Below are 17,995 nucleotides of genomic sequence, written 5' to 3' on the forward strand. Positions count from 1 at the left end.
ATGATGCTTTTCTCCGACTCAATCAACGGCGTATTGTCCCGACTGACCTCGCCATAAAAGCCACCATGGTGTTCATCAACTGTGTAGGTCGCCCACCAATCGGCAATGTGCTCCACTTCAAGATGAGCAGCCTTTTGACAACCCGCCAAGAAGGCGATGGTCACGTCACTCATCCTTCATTCCAATTCCCATAGCAACCATAGGTCCAGTCCTAATCCGAGCTTACCAAAGCCGCAGTAAACGTTTACATAATTTAACTATTATCAGAAAACGTTTACATTTCAAGTCAAATTATTCCGCTCAATGTGCGCCACCGCACAAAGCGATAAAATTGACTGATTGGGGTGATTTAGAAGCGAAGTCAAAGTGGGTAAAAGCTAAGAAATTGGCAATTAGGTTAGTTTCGAAAGCAGACAAAAAATATTCCAAACCATAAAATAAAAACAACAAAACAATGAAATATATAAATAAAATAACCAAAAGGTTCTGTCGAAATATTCGAACTCAGATTAATTGCACCTTCAATCAACTCGAGCAGATTGTTTATTTTGTAATCGACCACACGTCAGAATGAAAAGGCAATTGAAGCTTTCAAGCAACCATTTACAATGTCATGACAACTGTAAACGTTTACAAATAAATTTAGCATAACTCCTTTAGCCAATCTACGAGGAACTTGGATGCGAGCCTTATCAATTCTGTTGGCAACTTTGGCGCTAATCTCTCTGTCTGCTTGCCAATCAAATCAAGTCGATCCCACTAGCGAAGCAGTAAAGACACAATTTGTTGCCGTCGATAACGGTGAGTTTGTTCGAAACGGCAAACCCTATCAGTTTGTTGGCTTTAATTACTGGTATGGGCCACTACTCGGAACCAGTGACGAAGGCAAAGCTCGTCTGCGCCGAGAATTAGATCTGATGCAACGATATGGCATTACCAACTTGCGGGTATTAGCTGGCGGCGATGGCGGTCAGGACGATTCCATGGTGACGCCAGCACTGCAATATGAGCAAGGCAAATATGATCAAAGCCTGCTTGAAGGACTCGACTTTCTGCTGGCTGAGATGGCCAAACGCGACATGGTGGCAGTGTTGTACCTAACTAACAACTGGATCTGGTCTGGCGGATTTGCCCAATACATGGAGTGGAATGGCCAAGGCAAAATCCCTAACCCATTTCTACCACCTCACGACTGGGACAAATTTCAAGATTACACAGCCCGCTTTCATTCCTGTCAGCCTTGCATGGAGGCATTTGCTAACCATGTTGATTTCATCATTTCTCGCACCAATAGTGTTACTGGCGTCGCTTATGTTGATGATCCAACCATCATGGCTTGGCAAGTCGGTAACGAGCCTAGAGCCCGAAACGCCGAACACGAACCGGCATTTGCCGCATGGCTTAACCGGACTGTTGATCAAATTAATCAGCTAGCGCCCAAGCAACTGATTTCCACTGGTTCAGAGGGCGAAGCGGGTACTTATGGCCCTAACCCCAATGATCCAGATCGCTATGGTGATGTTGCCATCTGGCAGCGCTTGCACAGCAACCCCAGCATTGATTACCTAACCATGCATGTGTGGCCAAAAAACTGGTCTTGGTACGATGCCGAGAATGAGCAAGCGTCCACTCAATTAGCTATTGATAAAGCCAAGAGCTACATGGCTCGCCACCTTGCCGTGGCACGGGAACAACAGCGGCCGATTGTATTATCTGAGTTTGGCTTCCCGCGCCGACAAGAGCAACTCAACCGCGATGCCGACATCAGTTATCGCAATCGGTTCTTTAAGAGTATCTTTGATGAATTGCTCGCTACCGAAGATTGCACTTTCGCCGGTGTAAATATTTGGGGATTTGGCGGCGAAGCAAAACCGGTGAGCGACATGAAAACCGGAAAGTGGCAGCCCGGCGATGACTTTTCTGGCGACCCACCACAAGAGCCTCAAGGCCTCAACTCCGTGTTTTCATCGGACACCAGCACCTTGGAATTGATCCAACAGTTTAATCAAGACATGCAGCGAAGGTAATGCGGTCAGTAACAGTCGCTAGCTCACTGACTTTGATACTTTGGCAAGCTAGCGACGACCTCTCAATTGTTGCATTTAGTAGCGATCAAATTGCCATTCTGTGACCTTGGATTTTGTCAAATCATCAGCGCCTTTTTACTATTTCCAGCAACAAATGAAATCGTTTTCTTAAACGCCCATAACAATTCGAATAATGGCGCGATTAAGCGCGACAATAATGATGCTGAGGGAGAACAAGCACAATGGATAAAGCAACGAAATCAGTGGTCATTGTCGGCGGTGGCACCGCGGGCTGGATGGCTGCCGCCAGTCTAAGTAAATTTCTGGCCGGGCACGATATTTCTATCACTTTGATTGAATCGGCCGACATCGGCACAGTCGGCGTGGGCGAGGCAACGCTGCCAGCGATAAGAGAATTCAATCATTACCTCGGACTTGATGAAGTCGAATTTATCAAAGCCACCAATGCCACCTTTAAACTGGGCATTGAGTTTCAAAACTGGCATCAACTTGGCAATTCCTTTTTCCACCCATTTGCTGGCTATGGCGCGCCAATGCATGGCGTTGATTTTTATCACCATTGGCACCGCGCCAAAGTCGAAGGTGCAGCAGGCGAATTGGGCGACTACTGCCTTGCCACTCAGTTGGCAATGAACAACAAATTTGCTCAACCCAGCATGAACAACAATAACCCGTTGTCGGTGTTCAATTATGCTTTTCATTTTGATGCCATTGCATATGCCCGCTATCTGCGACAATTCGCCGAACAAGCTGGGGTCAAACGTATTGAACAACGTATTAGCAAGGTTCATGTTGGCGTTGAAAACGGCGATATCGAATCGGTCGAATTACAAGATGGTCGCGTCATCGCTGGAGATTTATTTATCGATTGCTCCGGCTTTGCCGGCCTGTTGATCAAAAAGGCGTTACACGTTGGCTATGATGACTGGCGTCACTGGTTGCCCTGCGATTCGGCAATTGCCGTTCCTTGTCAATCGGTTGCCGATATCACGCCGTACACTCAATCGATTGCAATGGAATCAGGCTGGCGCTGGCGCATTCCATTGCAACATCGAACCGGTAATGGCGTGGTATTTTGCAGTGACTACATGAGTGAATCGCAAGCAACCGATTGGCTTCTCGGTCAACTCGACGGCGAGCCGCTGGCGGATCCCAATGTCATTCGATTTATCACCGGTAAACGACAAAAAATGTGGCACAAAAACTGTGTCGCTATCGGCTTGGCTTCGGGCTTTTTAGAGCCGCTGGAATCAACCAGTATCGCCATGATCCAAAACGGCATCTCTCATATTCATCAGTTCTTCCCATTTGCAGGCATCAAGCAAATAGAAGTTGATGAAGTTAATCGCCTCAATGACCTGCAATATGAGCGCATTCGTGACTTCATTATTCTGCATTACTGTGCCACTCAGCGCATCGACACACCGTTCTGGCAACACTGCCAGCGGATCGATATTCCAGATTCGCTTAAGCACAAAATTGAACTATTCAAACAACGCGGCCACCTGATCAAATACGATGGTGAATCGTTTGAACGCGACAGCTGGTTAAGCATTCTCAGCGGTATGGCGATAATGCCAGAACAGGTCGAGACCAGCGCTCAGATGATGCCGCAGCAACAGCTCCACCAGCAACTCCAACAAATCCAACATGCCATTGAACAAGGCGTTGGCTTTGCCGGGTCGCACGCCGCCTTTATCAATAAGCACTGTAAAGCCGGTGCATAGGAGCTGACAATGAAAAAGATTGTGGTATTAGGCGGCGGTACCGCTGGCTGGATGACCGTGTCTTTACTGCATCACGCTTGGGCTAGTAAGGGCTTCCAGTTCGCCGTGGTCGAGTCCGCTAACGTGCCCACCATTGGTGTTGGTGAAGGCTCTACTCCGGCGCTAAAACAGTTTTTCGACAAACTGGGTATTGCCGAATCAGAGTGGATGCCAGCTTGTTCTGCCACCTTCAAGTGCGGTATTCGCTTTGCCAATTGGGCGGGTCGTACTGGCTATGACAGTTATTTTCACCCTTTTACCTCAACACTCGATAACAATGTGTTGGCTTACTTTCATCACCATATCAATGCGCGGCGCCAGGGGCACAATAGCTATCAATCGCCTGATGACTACTTCTTGGCAAACGCCTTAGCTGAGCAACATCAAGCTCCCAAAGAAAGTGAGAGCTTTCCGTTTGAGCAGAGTTATGGCTACCATTTTGATGCCGCTGCCCTTGGCCACTTTCTAAAGCAGCGGGCCATCGGGCAAGGCGTTGAGCATATTGAAGCCGATGTTGAACAAGTTCAGTTGACGACTCAAGGCGGTATTCGGCAGCTAGTGACTCACAATCACAGTGCCATTGGGGCCGATTTCTTTGTTGACTGCAGCGGCTTTATGTCGCTGTTGCTGCAAGGCACATTGCAAGTGCCGTTTGTCTCTTATGCCAATGCCTTGTTTAACGATGCAGCGGTGACCCTGCCGACTCAGTCAACCGAGTTACTGCCATCGCTGACCACATCAACAGCCATGACCAATGGCTGGCGTTGGCATATTCCGCTGACTAACCGAGTTGGCAATGGCTATGTCTATAGCTCGCAGTACTGCAATTCCGATGATGCAGAGTTAGAACTGCGCCAACAGCTCGGTTTGCTAGATGCATCAGTTGAAGCAAAACACCTGAAAATGAAAGTCGGACGCGCAGCAGAGCATTGGCACAGCAATTGTCTAGCAGTGGGTTTATCTCAGGGGTTCATCGAGCCTTTGGAGGCAACGGCCTTAATGCTGGTGCAATACACCGTTGAAAACTTCATCCTAGCCTTTGAGAAAGGCAACTTCACCGACACTAATCGCAACCAGTTTAATAGCAACATCAATGCTCAGTTTGACGGTGTTCGCGACTACATTGTGGCCCACTACAAAACTTCCGGCCGCAAAGATAGCCAATACTGGCGTGACAACGGCCAAAATGATCAATTGTCCGATTCGTTGCGGTATGTATTTCAGAGCTGGATGCAAGGCAAGGATTTCAGCGAAGCACTGCGAAAACAGGGCATTGACCGATATTACAGCGATGTTTCCTGGATGTGCTTATTAACAGGAATGGGCGTATTACCGCCTTTAGCGCCCGGTGAATCGACTATCCAGGTAGAGCAAGACAGGCGTTGGATTGCTGAGTTTCTGCGCCGTAGCAGCCTGAACTTTCCAGACCATCGCCAATATCTATCGCAAATGGCTTGACCTCTGGTAGTTTTCCAATCTATTGGCAAGAGTCAAATGGCCCGCCAATATGATTGGCAGGCCTAGTTACATTTGAGCTTTATGCCATGACGTGCTGGCGTAAGAACTCATGGTGGCTCTGAATCTTACCCACCGCGCCCTGTAGTGACTGTTTCATCTCCGCCAAGCTGTTACTGAGATAGTCGGTTGCGAAACTATCGACAATCGGATCATATGTTTCTGGGTACACCTTGTTGCCATCGTAAAGCGCCAACCAACTAGCAGGCTGAAAAATTTCCCAGCGATATTTCACCAAATGACCTCTGGCTTTGAACATGCGGATCTTGTGCTGCAAGGTCTCAGGGATTGGCGTTTGCTTGATTTGCCGCCAGAACGCCGAATCGGTGCGCGAACTCAAGTGGTAGTGCAGTACAATAAAATCTCGCACCCGTTCCCACTCCAGCTTGGTCATGTCATTAAACTCATCAATACAAGCTTGGTTCATCGACTTATCTGGGAACAACATCCGCAACTTCTCGATGCCGGTTTCGATCATAGCGATACTGGTGCTCTCCAGTGGTTCTAAAAAGCCAGCGGCTAACCCAATCGCCACGCAGTTTTTCACCCACGCTTGCTTGCGTCGACCTGGGGTAAACTTGAACAAGTTAGGTTCGGTGGTCAACGGCCCATCAATATTGTTGATGAGCACATTGGTTGCCTCATCATCACTAATGTATTGACTTGCATAAACATGACCGTTGCCTTGCCGATGCTGGAGCGGAATATTCCATTGCCAACCGGCTTGATGGGCGGTGGATACAGTTCTTGGTTTCGCTTTCGAAACCAATTCACTTTGCACCGCAACGGCGCGGTCACAGAGTAACCACTCACTCCAATCTTCGTATCCTGACTCTAACGTTTGCTCAATCAACAAACCGCGGAAACCGGAACAATCAACAAACAAGTCTCCCTCGATTTTGTCACCATTGGCCAAAACCAGATGATCAATAAAGCCGTTTTCGGCTTTCAATTCGACCTTATCGATCTTGCCATCAATACGTTTCACGCCATTAGCTTCAGCAAATTGACGCATCAACTTGGCGAATAAGCTGGCATCAAAATGTAACGCCCAGTCAAAAATAGAAAGCGTCGATGGCGGATTCGGCGATGGCGTAGTGAACTTATCATTCATCGCCAGTGTGCAGCCTAATGAGTAGTCCGAAAAATCCGAAACCAACCCAAGTTGTTTTAGTTTGAGCCAGTAATGATGAAAAGAAACGCCCTGAACATCTTGACCATAAAGGCCAAAAGGGTGGAAAAATGTATCATTGGTCGAGTACCAATTTTTGAATTCAATCCCCAGCTTGCAAGTTCCTTGAGTCGCTTTGAGAACATCCAGGTCCTTCATACCTAGGGCACCATAAAAACGCCGAATGGTGGCATTGGTCGCTTCACCAACACCGACAGTGCCAATATCGCTTGATTCCACCAAGGTAATGTTCAACTTTTGGTAGTAGCGACTTAAGCTTGCGGCGGTCATCCAGCCGGCTGTGCCTCCGCCAACAATAACAACGTTTTGTACTTGGTTATTAGATACCTGCGGCTCCATACAACCACTCCCCCCACCAAACAATAAAGACAAAAAAAGGCACTAACCCTAATGAGTTAGTGCCTTGTGCAGCTACGACTTAGAAGGTGCCACGGACACCCACGGTGTAACGAGCTTCATAGTAGTTTTGATACGCGAACTGGTCTTTAAACTCCATGTAGTAGTTCTCGTATTCTTCTGTCACGTTAGAGCCGCTAAAGTAAACTGACACTTCATCGGTGACATCATAGCTAGCCGAGACATCAACATAACCGGTTGACTCTTGATACAAGTTCAATGCACCCCACGCACCACCTTGGGCCGCCAAACGCTTACTACGGTAGTTGTATGCGACACGCGCTTGGAATCGATCGGCTTGATACCAACCAATCAAGTTGAATTGACGCTCGGAGTTATCTGGCAACATCAAATCATCACCATTGATATCTTTACCCTGACCTTCACTTGGCGAGTAAGTGAAGTTGGTGTCAAAACCAAAGTCTGAGAAGAAGCTGTTGTCGCCAATCAAATCGCTCATTGCGACTTTAGCGCCCACTTCCACCCCGTCGATGGTACCGCCCTTACCTTGCACGTTAGTGGTGACTGGCACTTCGCGGCGAACAATACCGTCAGCATCTGGCACCGCACGTTGTACCGTTTGGTTTTCAGTGAAGCTGTCGATGTCAACCTTAAAGGCCGCAGCATTCAACATACTGGCTTCACCAATGTAGTACTCCAGTGAGATATCCCAGTTATCAGAACGCCAAGGGTCAAGCTCAGGGTTACCATCTGAGGTACCAGAGGTAGCAATAAACTGGTTGAAGGTGCCACTATCAGGATCCGAATCGAGTGCATAGTTGATGCTCAAACCATCACCCCACTGGTTCAAATCCAGCGGTACCATGTTCTTGGCAAAGGCTAAACGCAAAATCAAATCTTCGCTGATTTCATACGCCACGTTGACCGATGGTAGGTAATCGGTGTATTCGCGATTAGTGAGAATATCGCCAGCATCGGCATTGGAGTTACCGTAAGGAATACCAGCACCGGCAATGTTTTGCTTCACTGACAAATCGGTCTCAACCACTCGCATACCGGCGTTACCAGTCAAGTCACCGTCGAGGAACTCAAAGTTGGTCTGCAAGTAATAAGACAACTCTTCTAAACTAACCTCAAAACTACGACCTGGAATAATCTGCTTTCTGGTCGAGCCAAATACCCGATTGTGGAATTTTTCTGGGTTGTCATAATCCTTCGGATTAACCGCCCACATCCCTGGAATACCTTTAGCTGGGCCAAAATCGGTAATGAACTGAACGTTGTTGTACTGGTCCAGCGCCACGTTTTCCAACACCACATAAGGTTCGAATGCACCGTTGACCATTTCGCCATCGGTACATGCACCCGGCGCCGTTGAGCCGAAGGTCACGTCGGTCGCTTTCCATTGTGCCTCACACCCTGCGTTGTGGAATGGTGAAAACAAGTGGAAACGTTCGAACTCAACATCGCGATCTGACAATCGCGCGCCCATATCAACGCTAGTAATAAAGCCAGAGTCAAAGGCGTAGCTACCGTTCAAGCTAAAGGCTCGCAGGTCGGAATCGGAGTTTTCATTGTTTTCAGATGAGAACGCACCGATGTTATAGCTATCAAGGTTGGCCATGTAGTCAGCAACGGTGGCACCTTCTCCTAAGCCACCATCGATTTCGGTATCAAACCCACCCCAACGTTGGTGTTCACCGCTGGTATCCAACGTCAACTGCGGATTTTCGCTGTAGCCCAGAGGGTTAATTTCCTGATAGCAACCGCCTTTATCACCGACAACTTCATCACCTGGGCGACATTTCTCCGCCGGCAGGAAGTTAGTGGTACGGCCCAAGGTCGTCGAACCATTGGTTAAATCACCCTCGTTGTAACCATGGCGTTTATCGCGGTTCGCTCGACCAACAATACCGCGGAAGTTACCGGTGAAGTTACCACCGTTATCATAATCCAGCTGGAAGTTAATGTTGGTTGAATCGGCTAAGTAAGAGTCATTTTGAGTAAACGATTTCAAACGTTTCGGATCAAGATTAACCGATTGCCAAGAATAGAACTCCCCGCCATCTTGCGGTGCACCGGTCGGTTTTTCACTGGTAGGAGTAAACCAATCCCAGCTTTGCCATTTGTTGGTGGCGCTCATGCCGATTTTACGGTTGTACTCTTCCTGATCGGTATAAAACACATCACCGGTAAAGACAAAGCCTTCGCCCAAATCAACTTGGAACGACGCATTTAAGCCCACCCGCTCACGCTCGGTTTCTTGGTTCCAAGCTGCAAAACCTTGTGCCCCCATGTACACGCGGCCCAGATCTTCAAGACCCACTTGCGCATCGGTAAAGCGACCCGTCCAACCTACTTCGCCCGGGCTACCGGTGTTAAAGCCATTGTATGAGTTAGACAAAGTGACATCGGAAATGGCTGCGGCAAACAAAAAGCCGAACTTGCCGTCATTCCAATTGATCAACGCAGAAACGGCTGGATCGGTACTTTCAGTCTCAACACCATAGCGAGCTTCGGCGCTACCAGATATGGTGTAGCCAACATCAAAATCAAATGGTCGGTAGGTCTGCAAGTTGATGGTACCTGTGATACCAGCATTACCTAAGCTAGCGGTCGGTGACTTATACACTTCAACACCACGAAACAACGGCGCGGGTACATCACCAAAATCAGGCTGACTTGAAACAACTGAATTGGCACCTTGGTATTGCTCGCCATTCATCTGAGTCACTACTTGTGGCAAACCACGAATATTGACTGAACCACCCTCACCAGCAGAACGACGAATTTGAACACCAGAGATACGCTGCAACGAATCAGAAATCGTCGCATCAGGCAGCTTACCGATATCTTCAGCGGAAATAGCATCAACAACTGAGTCCGCCGCTCGCTTGACGTTGATCGATTTTACTTGAGAACCACGTACACCCGTTACGTGAATTACCTCTACGTCATCTCCAGGTGCTGCATCCTGGGCGAGCAAAGGTCCTGCAGTCAAACAACTAGCCACCCCTAGTGCGATTGCAGAGTATTTGAAGTTATGAGGTTTGTTTATCATCTTTTGTCCCTTTCTGGTCCTTTTAGAGTGATCTCTAGAAAGTAAACCGGTTTCATTATTATCTTTGTATGGTTCGCACTTTCGGACTCTTTGTTATTGTTGACGAGACCCCACCACTGAAAACGTTATCTTCGCCATTTGCAGTCCTGCTACGAAGCATTAAGATTCTGGTACCTAGTCATTAAAAATGTCAAACAAACTTGTTACGGAATAGTGTGAGGTGTGTTACGTTTTTCTCTAAATGATTTTTTATGTATATATTTCAATAATTTATACAGAATACAAGAACCCTTCTCAAATCAATGAAAACGTTATCTAGATCACTCATTATTTTTTATTTCAGCTATTAAATTTAGTTAAAAAGAGATTTGCCAGTTCAAATTAACTACAACTAAAGTATATAAATCACACAACAAAACTAAAAACGATTTCATTACGACAGTCGAATTTATTGCATCTGAGTGGCCAAAAGCAGCAACATTTAACCTTATGTTTAAATTGACAAAAAGCTATTCAAGCAAGGCCTAAGGACGTTTTTGGAGCAATCTAAAGCGTTACCAATAACGGCATAAAATGGTCTGCCAGACGTCGGCAAAGGCAGCCATAGCCTTTGAGCCTTGTTCGATAGAGTCACACACAGTGTTTGATTTGCGTGCACTTCGGTTACAAAAATAACCTCAACAAGACTCTCTGAAGGGATAAAACACCACGCTGTTTTCACACTAAGGTTTGCTTTAACGAATCCCTGACCGCAGGCAGCAGTCGCCGGCTAACAGGGACTCTTTGTTCTTGGGCCAAACGCAACAACACACCGGAGCGCTCTTTCGATGGTTTCGAATCTAATGCAACCACTTCATGTAAATTGACTAAGTAGGAACGATGCACTCGCAAGAACGTCGACGGCAGCATTTCTTCGAGCTGCTTCAGCGAGCCAGAATACAATCTCTCGTCGAGATTGGTCAGGTACAACTCCACATAGTCTCCCGCCGCCTTGCAATAAGCGATTGACGTCGTGTCGATATACTCGGTACGGCCAGCGACAGAGATTTCCAGCTTGGCAGGCGAGTTACTTTGAGCACTTTCACTAAGCTTGTATTCAAGCTTGGCAATGCGAGCCTGATCGTGTTGCAGTTGTTGAAGCTGAGCTCGGTGCTCGTTTGCTTGCTGGATGAATAAGTAACACAACAGCACAGCAATGATAGAGAAATGAATGATCTCATGAAAACCTGGGGTATTAACGACGATGGTGATCACGATAGCCAATTGCACCAGAAACCAACGCAATGTCGCTCTATGTTTGCTCACTCGCCAGTAAAGTAATAACTGCAACGAACTAATAAGTAGCGGTACAAACACTCCTGCGGTGGTTTTGGCATCAAAACCTGGGGCATATAACACCACAGCAAGGGTGCAAAGCAAACCACCATAGATCCAATGGATAGCTTGCCCAGAAGCGACTTTGAGCGAACTATAGAGTAGTAGTAGCATGCCAAAAATGACTGAACATCCGGTGACCACTAGTAGCCTGATATCGTGCCAAGGGTAGCTGTAGCTAATAAGGCCACGGGCCACTTCGGTACTCAACTGGATAGCTGCTAGCAAACATAAAACAGCAAAAAGCCGATGTGATGGCTGCCCATTTGGGCCAAAACTCAACATACAGAAAAACAAAGCGCCGACAACAAAAGCACCAACCAACACCAAACCCCATTTGCTAAGGCGCTGGAGAAACCGCTTGGCATCACCAAATTGGCCGATGCCAATGAAATGCATCGGCGCATTGAGCGGCAATACACTGTGGTGGCCCGAGAGATGGATAACCAACTGATTAGCCCGATCTCGAACAAGCGGTTCAGGCAGGTAAAACACCGTATCCATTTGGCCTGCAACCTCAGAATCCGGCGTGCCGGGCATGCCGTTGGAACCCAACAGCTGGCCATTGAAATAGACGCTCGATGCAGCTTTACCAAACAAATACAAACCATAGGGTGGTTGCAAATACTGCCAAGACGGCTGCTGGTCAAACGTGATTAGCAGCCACAACGACTGATGCTGCGGGTCAACATCTCGAAACTGTAACGACTTGCACTCGGGCTCATTGAAATCAGGAAGCTCGTCGCGAAATTGTTCAAACTGACAAACCGTAATGGCTTGTTCGGATGTCAATGGCAATACCACATCATTGGCCTGAGCTTCTGCAACGAATAGTAGAACCAAGCATATGATTGGTACCACCAGCCAACGACGAACGCTTCCGCAATATCCCAAGTTATCTCCTACCATTTATCGATATTTTCCTACCGTTAATCGGTATCAGACTGAATATTAAGGCCTTTAAACGAACTTCTCTGGTGCAAGCTGAAGTGTTGATGGAGTAATACCACTAGGCCAAACAGAGGATCATACTATGCCAATTCCATCAGCAGTTAAAACGCCAGCACAGATACTGTTGCTCACTGCCGTATTTGTCGTCAGCTCAATTCATTGTCAGGTATTTGCAGCGACTAAGATTTCGCCACCGCAGTCACCAGCAGCGCTCAGCAATGAGCAAGCGATCGAGTTTCAAGCCGATAGCGGCGAGACCACCAATGCCTTCTCGGGTCATATTATGGTTACAGAGAATCGCAACAATTCCGCCAGTCGGAAAATTCGCATCAACTATGTTCGCTTCCCTGCGACAGGGGAACATAAAGGGCCGCCAATCATTTATCTTTCCGGCGGCCCTGGCGGCTCAGGAATTGGTACCGCGAAGTGGCGGCGCTACCCTTTGTTCATGGCATTACGCAAGTATGGTGATGTCATCGCGCTTGACCAGCGCGGAACGGGTCAATCGGAACAAGCTGAGACCTGTGTATCGAGCTGGTCGCTGCCACTCAACGACAAGCTCGATGAACAATCAGTCAAGCGCGCATACACCGAAGCGGCTAAACAGTGCTTCCGCCAATGGCAGCAGCAAGGCATTGATCCTTATGGCTACACCACCGTCCAGAATGCACTGGACATTGACGATTTGCGCCAGCACCTTGGGGCCGAAACGGTATCATTGTGGGGCATTTCATACGGTAGTCACTTAGCACTTGCTGCCCTCAAATTATTTCCTCAGCAGATCAACAAAGTCGTCATTGCCAGTGCCGAGGGCTTAGATCAAACGGTCAAATTACCGAGCCAAACTGATGCTTACTTCCAGCGCGTTCAGCAGCTAATCAATCAATTACCGCTAAAGCAACAAGTTCCTGATCTGGCGAAATTAATGAAACGTGTTCACCAAAAGCTGGACAACCAACCAATGACGCTGCGATTTACCTTATCTGAGGATCAAGAATCGGAGATTCTGTTTCAAAAGCCTTACTTGCAGCGTCTGGCAAGCATGATGGTTGCCGATCCGAATCAATATCTAGCCATGCTTATTCAGCTGTACCTGAGCCTTGATGCCGGTGATAGCAGCCTACTGACCCATATTCTGGAGCGAGGCGTGTTCAGCGACCAAGCTGTTAGTTTCCGTTTGATGCCGCTGGCAATGGACGTCGCATCCGGCATTAGCGAACCGCGCCTGATGCAAGTGACCGACGAAGCAAAAACCTCTCTGCTCGGGCAGTCGCTAAACTTCCCAATGCCACTACTGAACCGTTTCGATGCCAAGCTCGACTTAGGCGATGATTTTAGAGCGGGGCCGAAGAGCAAGGTACCGACCTTGCTGTTCACCGGAACGCTCGATGGTCGAACCTACCCCGAAGAACAAGCCAATGCAGTCAAGGGGTTATCCAACCTTAGTCATATCACGGTTGAAAATGGCGGCCACAACTTGTTCACTTCATCTCCCGAAGTACTGCAGCGAATGGAGGCATTTTTTGCTGACCAGCCAGTCAGTCAGCAACCGATCAAACTGCCGCTGCCACAACTTAAAATGCAATAGCCGATCTCATAGCGCGCCGCAGCAAATTAACTTGCTTGGCGGCGCCCCATCCGTTGCCGTACCTTGTTTGAGTGCCATGCAGCCGGCACGATAACCAGTACCGCAATTGCAGCCAGCGCCCAAACATAATATTGATTTAGTGCTGCTAAGTTGGCTATGGCCGCGGCCTGCTCGTTATTGACTTGCTGGGCAATAGCGAACTGGCCGATAGCGGCTTCTTTGGCGGCAGAAAAACCACCGCTGATGGCACTTTGCCAGCCAATCGCTGACAGAGATGCAAATGCTTTATAAGCGATGGCGGAAGCTCCAAAGCCAATCACGCCAATGGCGACCGTGCCAGTCGCTAGAATACCGATCCCAATGACGCCGACGCTCGCAACGCCAACGGCCACAATACCGACAGAAATGGGAGCAACGGCCACCGCGCCCCACGCAAACAGCACACCATAGGCGATATCTCCACCGGCAATCCAAGCCACGACCGGACCGTCATTGGCCTCAGGCATGCCGAGGCGAAAATGCACCAGAGGAATACCCAACACACGCAAACGGCTTTTGTACTCGCGTTCACTGCCAGTAGGATGATCGCAAAACGCCGCTGGATTGGTGAGTCGCTCCTGCGCTCGTAATCTTGGCATGCCGACCAACATGGCCCGCAGCAACATCATGTAGCTGACAATAAACACACCGACAAACACTTGCGACGCAGTAATAAACAAGCCAGCACTTGCGCTGCTGCTGTGTGCGATAAAACGCAACAAAAACATGCCGCCAACATACAAGCCCGCAAACAGCAGAAATAGCACAGTAAAACGGATGACGTTGCGGCGCTCTCGCTCGGTACGAGATTGAGCTAAACCGGCACGGAGGCCAAAGTAAGCACTAATCAGGCCTGAAAAACTGCCAATCACGGCAACAATGCTGGTCCACTTAAACAATGAGCCAGTTTTGGCGGCACCTGCGCTGAGAGCCGCGGCCTTAACCGGCGGCGAGATAGTGCTAACCACTGTCATCACTGCAATGGTAAATGCGGCGCCAGGGCCACTTTTCGACAAGGTATCTTCAACGAAGTTAATCATGGCTTGTTGCAATAGTTTGCGGCCACGGGACAGACGCTGTTTGACCGCGTCTTGTGACAACTCTAAATCATCGGCAAGCTGCTCCACACTGCGATGTTCGCGGTAGAAAAGGACCAAGGGTTCGCGGTAGTTGTGCGGCATGTTCTCGAGCGTTTGCCACAGCAAAGCGTGCTGTTGCTGCTCGATTGCTCCTTGTTCAACCATGCTTGCCTGACAAGCGCGATCATTGCGCTCCGATAACGCCTCAGCCCCCTGCTCGGGCTGACTCGCTTGCTTGCGCCGATGACGGCTGACTTTAAATCTTAAAATGCCACACAGCCAAGCTTTCAGTCGCTCAGGATCGCGCAGCGTATCGAGCTTTTTCCATGCCTCAACAAAAGCTTCCTGAGCGATGTCTTCGCTATGCTTAATGTCACCTACCGCAGCATAGGCAATCGAGCACAGCAGGCCTTGGTAGCGCCTGACGATCTCGGCAAAGGCGTCATGATCATTGCCCAATGACGCCACCACCAAAGCTGCATCAGTGGCGTCGGATATGGCATCGGATAGCGCAACAGCAGTCTTAAACATCAAATCATGCCTTTTTCATCAGTTTAAAACCTAAAGGTGCCAACTCATTGCTTAAAGGTGACAGAATCTCCTCAATATTTGTATTACCTCGCCGGGAATTAAAAACCTAGCGGGATACCAAAGGCGAAAAAAGTCACCAACAGCAACGTCCAAGAAATCAAGAACACCACCGAGTATGGCACCATCATGGCAATTAAATCACCAAACGACAGATCGGGTTTGTACTTACGCATAAAGGCCAAAATCACCCCTGCATAGCTCATCATCGGGGTAATAATATTGGTGGATGAATCAGCCACGCGATATGCCGCAGTGACCATATCAGGTGTCATGGACGAGTTGACCTGATACAACATTGGAATAAATATCGGCCCGAGTAACATCCACTTCGATGTCAGCCCTCCGACAAATAAGTTAATCACCGCCGTTGTCAAAATAAAGCCAACTATTAGCAAGATGGGAAACTGTTGCAACCCCAGCCATTGCAGGAAGCTGGCGCCAAGATAGGTGACATAAGTACCAAGACCTGAATAACCAAGCAGGCCGAGAAAGTTGTAGCAGAAAAAGGTCAATACCAAAATGTAACCCATGGTGTTCATTTGACTCACCATGGCTTGCACCACATCCATCAGCTTGGTGAATTTCCCTGCGGCGAAACCAAAAGCTACCCCGACTATGGTGAATACCATAGCAATCAATAAGATAACATTGTTCAAATAAGGAGAGATGGTTTTGCCCGTGTCATCTACGTAGGTCGCTAACGGCCCAGTTGCTAACAACACGATAAGCAACAGCGACACCACTAGCCCCCAAAATGCGGCTCGCAAACCGCGCTGCTCTTGTGGCGTGACAGCAAAGTCTGATAAGTCAATTTCGTCCGGAAGCTGGTATGTCATGTTCGCTAATCGCGGTGCAACAAATCGATTGGTGACCCAAGCGCCAAGGAATGCCAATAAAAACGTCGACACAAAGATAAAGTAATAGTGCATGGTGGCTGGTGTCAGCGGTGTGCCATCACCCGCAGCAAAAGGAACCCCCTGTGATTCAGCGAACACCTTGGCATTCATTCCAAGGATGACATCTACCGGAGTGGCTGGAATCAGATTGGCGCTAAAACCGGCAGAAACTCCTGCGAACGCAGCAGCCATACCAATCAACGGGTTTTTACCCAAACCAGCATAAAGCAAGCCTGCCAACGGAATAAGCACCAAGTAGCCAGCATCGGTGGCTATCGAACTCATAATACCGAGGAAAACCACGGCCGGCGCTAAAAAGCGATCACTCAATCGGGTTCCTAGCTTTTTAATCACCGCCGTCAGCAACCCAGAATGCTCGGCCACGCCAACGCCCAGCATCACAATCAGAATCACGCCAAGGACACCATTGCCAAATGCCAACCAGTTTTGCAGCAGGGCATTATCGAACAACCAGCGAACATGTTCTGTCGCGGTCATATCCTTGATTGTGTGTGTGATGGCGCCGCCATCTAACCCTTGAGTCTCAAATTTCAAGCCTCCCACCAGCGCCGTTGCAACAACAGCGAATACCAGCAGGAACATGAAGATAACGACAGGATCGGGAATAGCTTTACCAATCCTTTCAATCATCGACGGGCTGCCTTCCGAAGCAGAATCAAGTTTATTGGCTTCAGCCATATCCAAACCTCTGTGTAGTCAACGCAACTGATATCAGCCTACATCGACCATCGATTGAGGAATACACGCAGTTTGTAAGGGATAGCTGCGCGCCGCTGTTCGCTGTTTCCACAGTCTCATTCCTTTTTGTTGTCACCTTCTGCTGTGTTGCTGGCACTTATGACCCCAAAGGCTTCGTTTTATCCCAAACGAAATGACGGGGCTTATCGTCGATTAATGACCGGAGAAGCAACCATGATTCACTTTCTAACCCCACGCAATGCCCGCAATACCCTGCTCAGTGTTGTCATCGCGGCCTATTCCGCCACCGCCGCAGCTACCATTCCACCTGTCGTTGATGACTTTAGCGATCCACACCAAAACAACCTCGGGCTGGCACGCCAATACTTAAATGACAGCTTGGCTGGCGGCAGTACCAGCACCGAGCAAACCATTGCTGATGGCGTCTTGTCAGTGTCGGGAAAAATCGTTCCGCCGCGCGGTCAACCAGGCTGGGCTAGCTCAGTGTTGTTGCTTGATGCTGGCGGCCAACCACAGGATGCCAGTGAATATCAGGGCATTCGATTGCTGATCAAGGTTATTCAAGGCACTGTTTCTGTCTCCGCCAATAGCACCGAGATCGACAATTTCGATTACCATGCAGCACCTGTCATGGTGAAGTCGGATGGCCAGTTCCATGAGTTCAAAGTGCCCTTTGACAGGATGAAACGGGCATGGTCTGCCCCTACCCCACTCAATCCAGCCACGATTAACAGCTTGAGTATCGTTGCCTATGGTGTGCAGCCGGGCGATTTTAGTTTTGAGCTCGATGAAGTGAGTTTTTACTAACGCTATCGACT

The 17,995-nt window shown here is 48.5% G+C and carries 10 protein-coding genes; 5 read left to right on the plus strand and 5 right to left on the minus strand.

Going from position 1 to position 17,995, the window contains the following annotated elements; all coding sequences use genetic code 11:
- The first annotated feature begins 680 nt into the window (after positions 1–680).
- The 3 genes from CBE68_RS10430 (at position 681) to CBE68_RS10440 (ending at position 5,272) form a co-directional block, all read left to right on the plus strand.
- Positions 681–2,027 carry a glycoside hydrolase 5 family protein gene (locus CBE68_RS10430; RefSeq protein WP_087506033.1) on the plus strand — a complete coding sequence of 449 codons (1,347 nt, stop codon included), beginning with the start codon at positions 681–683 and terminating at the stop codon, positions 2,025–2,027.
- A 242-nt stretch (positions 2,028–2,269) separates the two neighbouring features.
- Entirely contained in the window at positions 2,270–3,775 is a 1,506-nt protein-coding gene (locus tag CBE68_RS10435) for a tryptophan halogenase family protein (RefSeq protein WP_087506034.1), read from the plus strand.
- 9 nt (positions 3,776–3,784) lie between these two features.
- Complete coding sequence (locus CBE68_RS10440) at positions 3,785–5,272, plus strand: tryptophan halogenase family protein (RefSeq protein ID WP_188708253.1); 1,488 nt, start codon at positions 3,785–3,787, stop codon at positions 5,270–5,272.
- A 79-nt stretch (positions 5,273–5,351) separates the two neighbouring features.
- Here CBE68_RS10440 and CBE68_RS10445 read toward each other — a convergent pair whose 3' ends face one another.
- From CBE68_RS10445 to CBE68_RS10455, 3 genes are all read right to left on the minus strand, one after another.
- On the minus strand, positions 5,352–6,860 hold the full coding sequence (locus CBE68_RS10445) for a tryptophan halogenase family protein (protein ID WP_087506036.1): 1,509 nt from the start codon (positions 6,858–6,860) through the stop codon (positions 5,352–5,354).
- 79 nt (positions 6,861–6,939) lie between these two features.
- Positions 6,940–9,939: a TonB-dependent receptor gene (locus CBE68_RS10450; RefSeq protein WP_087506037.1), complete on the minus strand. Its 3,000-nt coding sequence runs from the start codon at positions 9,937–9,939 to the stop codon at positions 6,940–6,942.
- 717 nt (positions 9,940–10,656) lie between these two features.
- The gene (locus tag CBE68_RS10455; RefSeq protein WP_087506038.1) at positions 10,657–12,222 is read right to left on the minus strand and encodes a LytR/AlgR family response regulator transcription factor; all 1,566 of its coding nucleotides are present in this window, start codon (positions 12,220–12,222) and stop codon (positions 10,657–10,659) included.
- A gap of 124 nt (positions 12,223–12,346) precedes the next feature.
- On the opposite strand from CBE68_RS10455, the gene CBE68_RS10460 reads away from it, so the two are divergent.
- Positions 12,347–13,852 (plus strand): alpha/beta fold hydrolase, encoded by a 1,506-nt coding sequence (locus CBE68_RS10460; protein WP_087506039.1) that lies wholly within the window; start codon positions 12,347–12,349, stop codon positions 13,850–13,852.
- 26 nt (positions 13,853–13,878) lie between these two features.
- Here the strand turns inward: CBE68_RS10460 and CBE68_RS10465 are convergent, their stop codons facing one another.
- Positions 13,879–15,501, minus strand: coding sequence for an RNA polymerase sigma factor (locus CBE68_RS10465; RefSeq protein ID WP_087506040.1), 1,623 nt, complete (start codon positions 15,499–15,501; stop codon positions 13,879–13,881).
- Between the two features lie 98 nt (positions 15,502–15,599).
- Complete coding sequence (locus CBE68_RS10470) at positions 15,600–17,156, minus strand: AbgT family transporter (RefSeq protein ID WP_087506041.1); 1,557 nt, start codon at positions 17,154–17,156, stop codon at positions 15,600–15,602.
- A gap of 234 nt (positions 17,157–17,390) precedes the next feature.
- On the opposite strand from CBE68_RS10470, the gene CBE68_RS10475 reads away from it, so the two are divergent.
- Entirely contained in the window at positions 17,391–17,984 is a 594-nt protein-coding gene (locus CBE68_RS10475; RefSeq protein ID WP_087506119.1) for a CIA30 family protein, read from the plus strand.
- The last annotated feature ends 11 nt before the right edge of the window (positions 17,985–17,995 follow it).

This window comes from Neiella marina (assembly GCF_002165625.1).
Classification (GTDB): Bacteria; Pseudomonadota; Gammaproteobacteria; order Enterobacterales; family Neiellaceae; genus Neiella; species Neiella marina.

Bases quoted from the DNA above. Each gene is read 5' to 3' on its own strand.
- CBE68_RS10455 (WP_087506038.1), bottom strand. From the start codon at position 12,222: ATGGTAGGAGATAACTTGGGATATTGCGGAAGCGTTCGTCGTTGGCTG.
- CBE68_RS10430 (WP_087506033.1), top strand. From the start codon at position 681: ATGCGAGCCTTATCAATTCTGTTGGCAACTTTGGCGCTAATCTCTCTG.
- CBE68_RS10460 (WP_087506039.1), top strand. From the start codon at position 12,347: ATGCCAATTCCATCAGCAGTTAAAACGCCAGCACAGATACTGTTGCTC.
- CBE68_RS10470 (WP_087506041.1), bottom strand. From the start codon at position 17,156: ATGGCTGAAGCCAATAAACTTGATTCTGCTTCGGAAGGCAGCCCGTCG.
- CBE68_RS10450 (WP_087506037.1), bottom strand. From the start codon at position 9,939: ATGATAAACAAACCTCATAACTTCAAATACTCTGCAATCGCACTAGGG.
- CBE68_RS10475 (WP_087506119.1), top strand. From the start codon at position 17,391: ATGATTCACTTTCTAACCCCACGCAATGCCCGCAATACCCTGCTCAGT.
- CBE68_RS10435 (WP_087506034.1), top strand. From the start codon at position 2,270: ATGGATAAAGCAACGAAATCAGTGGTCATTGTCGGCGGTGGCACCGCG.
- CBE68_RS10445 (WP_087506036.1), bottom strand. From the start codon at position 6,860: ATGGAGCCGCAGGTATCTAATAACCAAGTACAAAACGTTGTTATTGTT.
- CBE68_RS10465 (WP_087506040.1), bottom strand. From the start codon at position 15,501: ATGTTTAAGACTGCTGTTGCGCTATCCGATGCCATATCCGACGCCACT.
- CBE68_RS10440 (WP_188708253.1), top strand. From the start codon at position 3,785: ATGAAAAAGATTGTGGTATTAGGCGGCGGTACCGCTGGCTGGATGACC.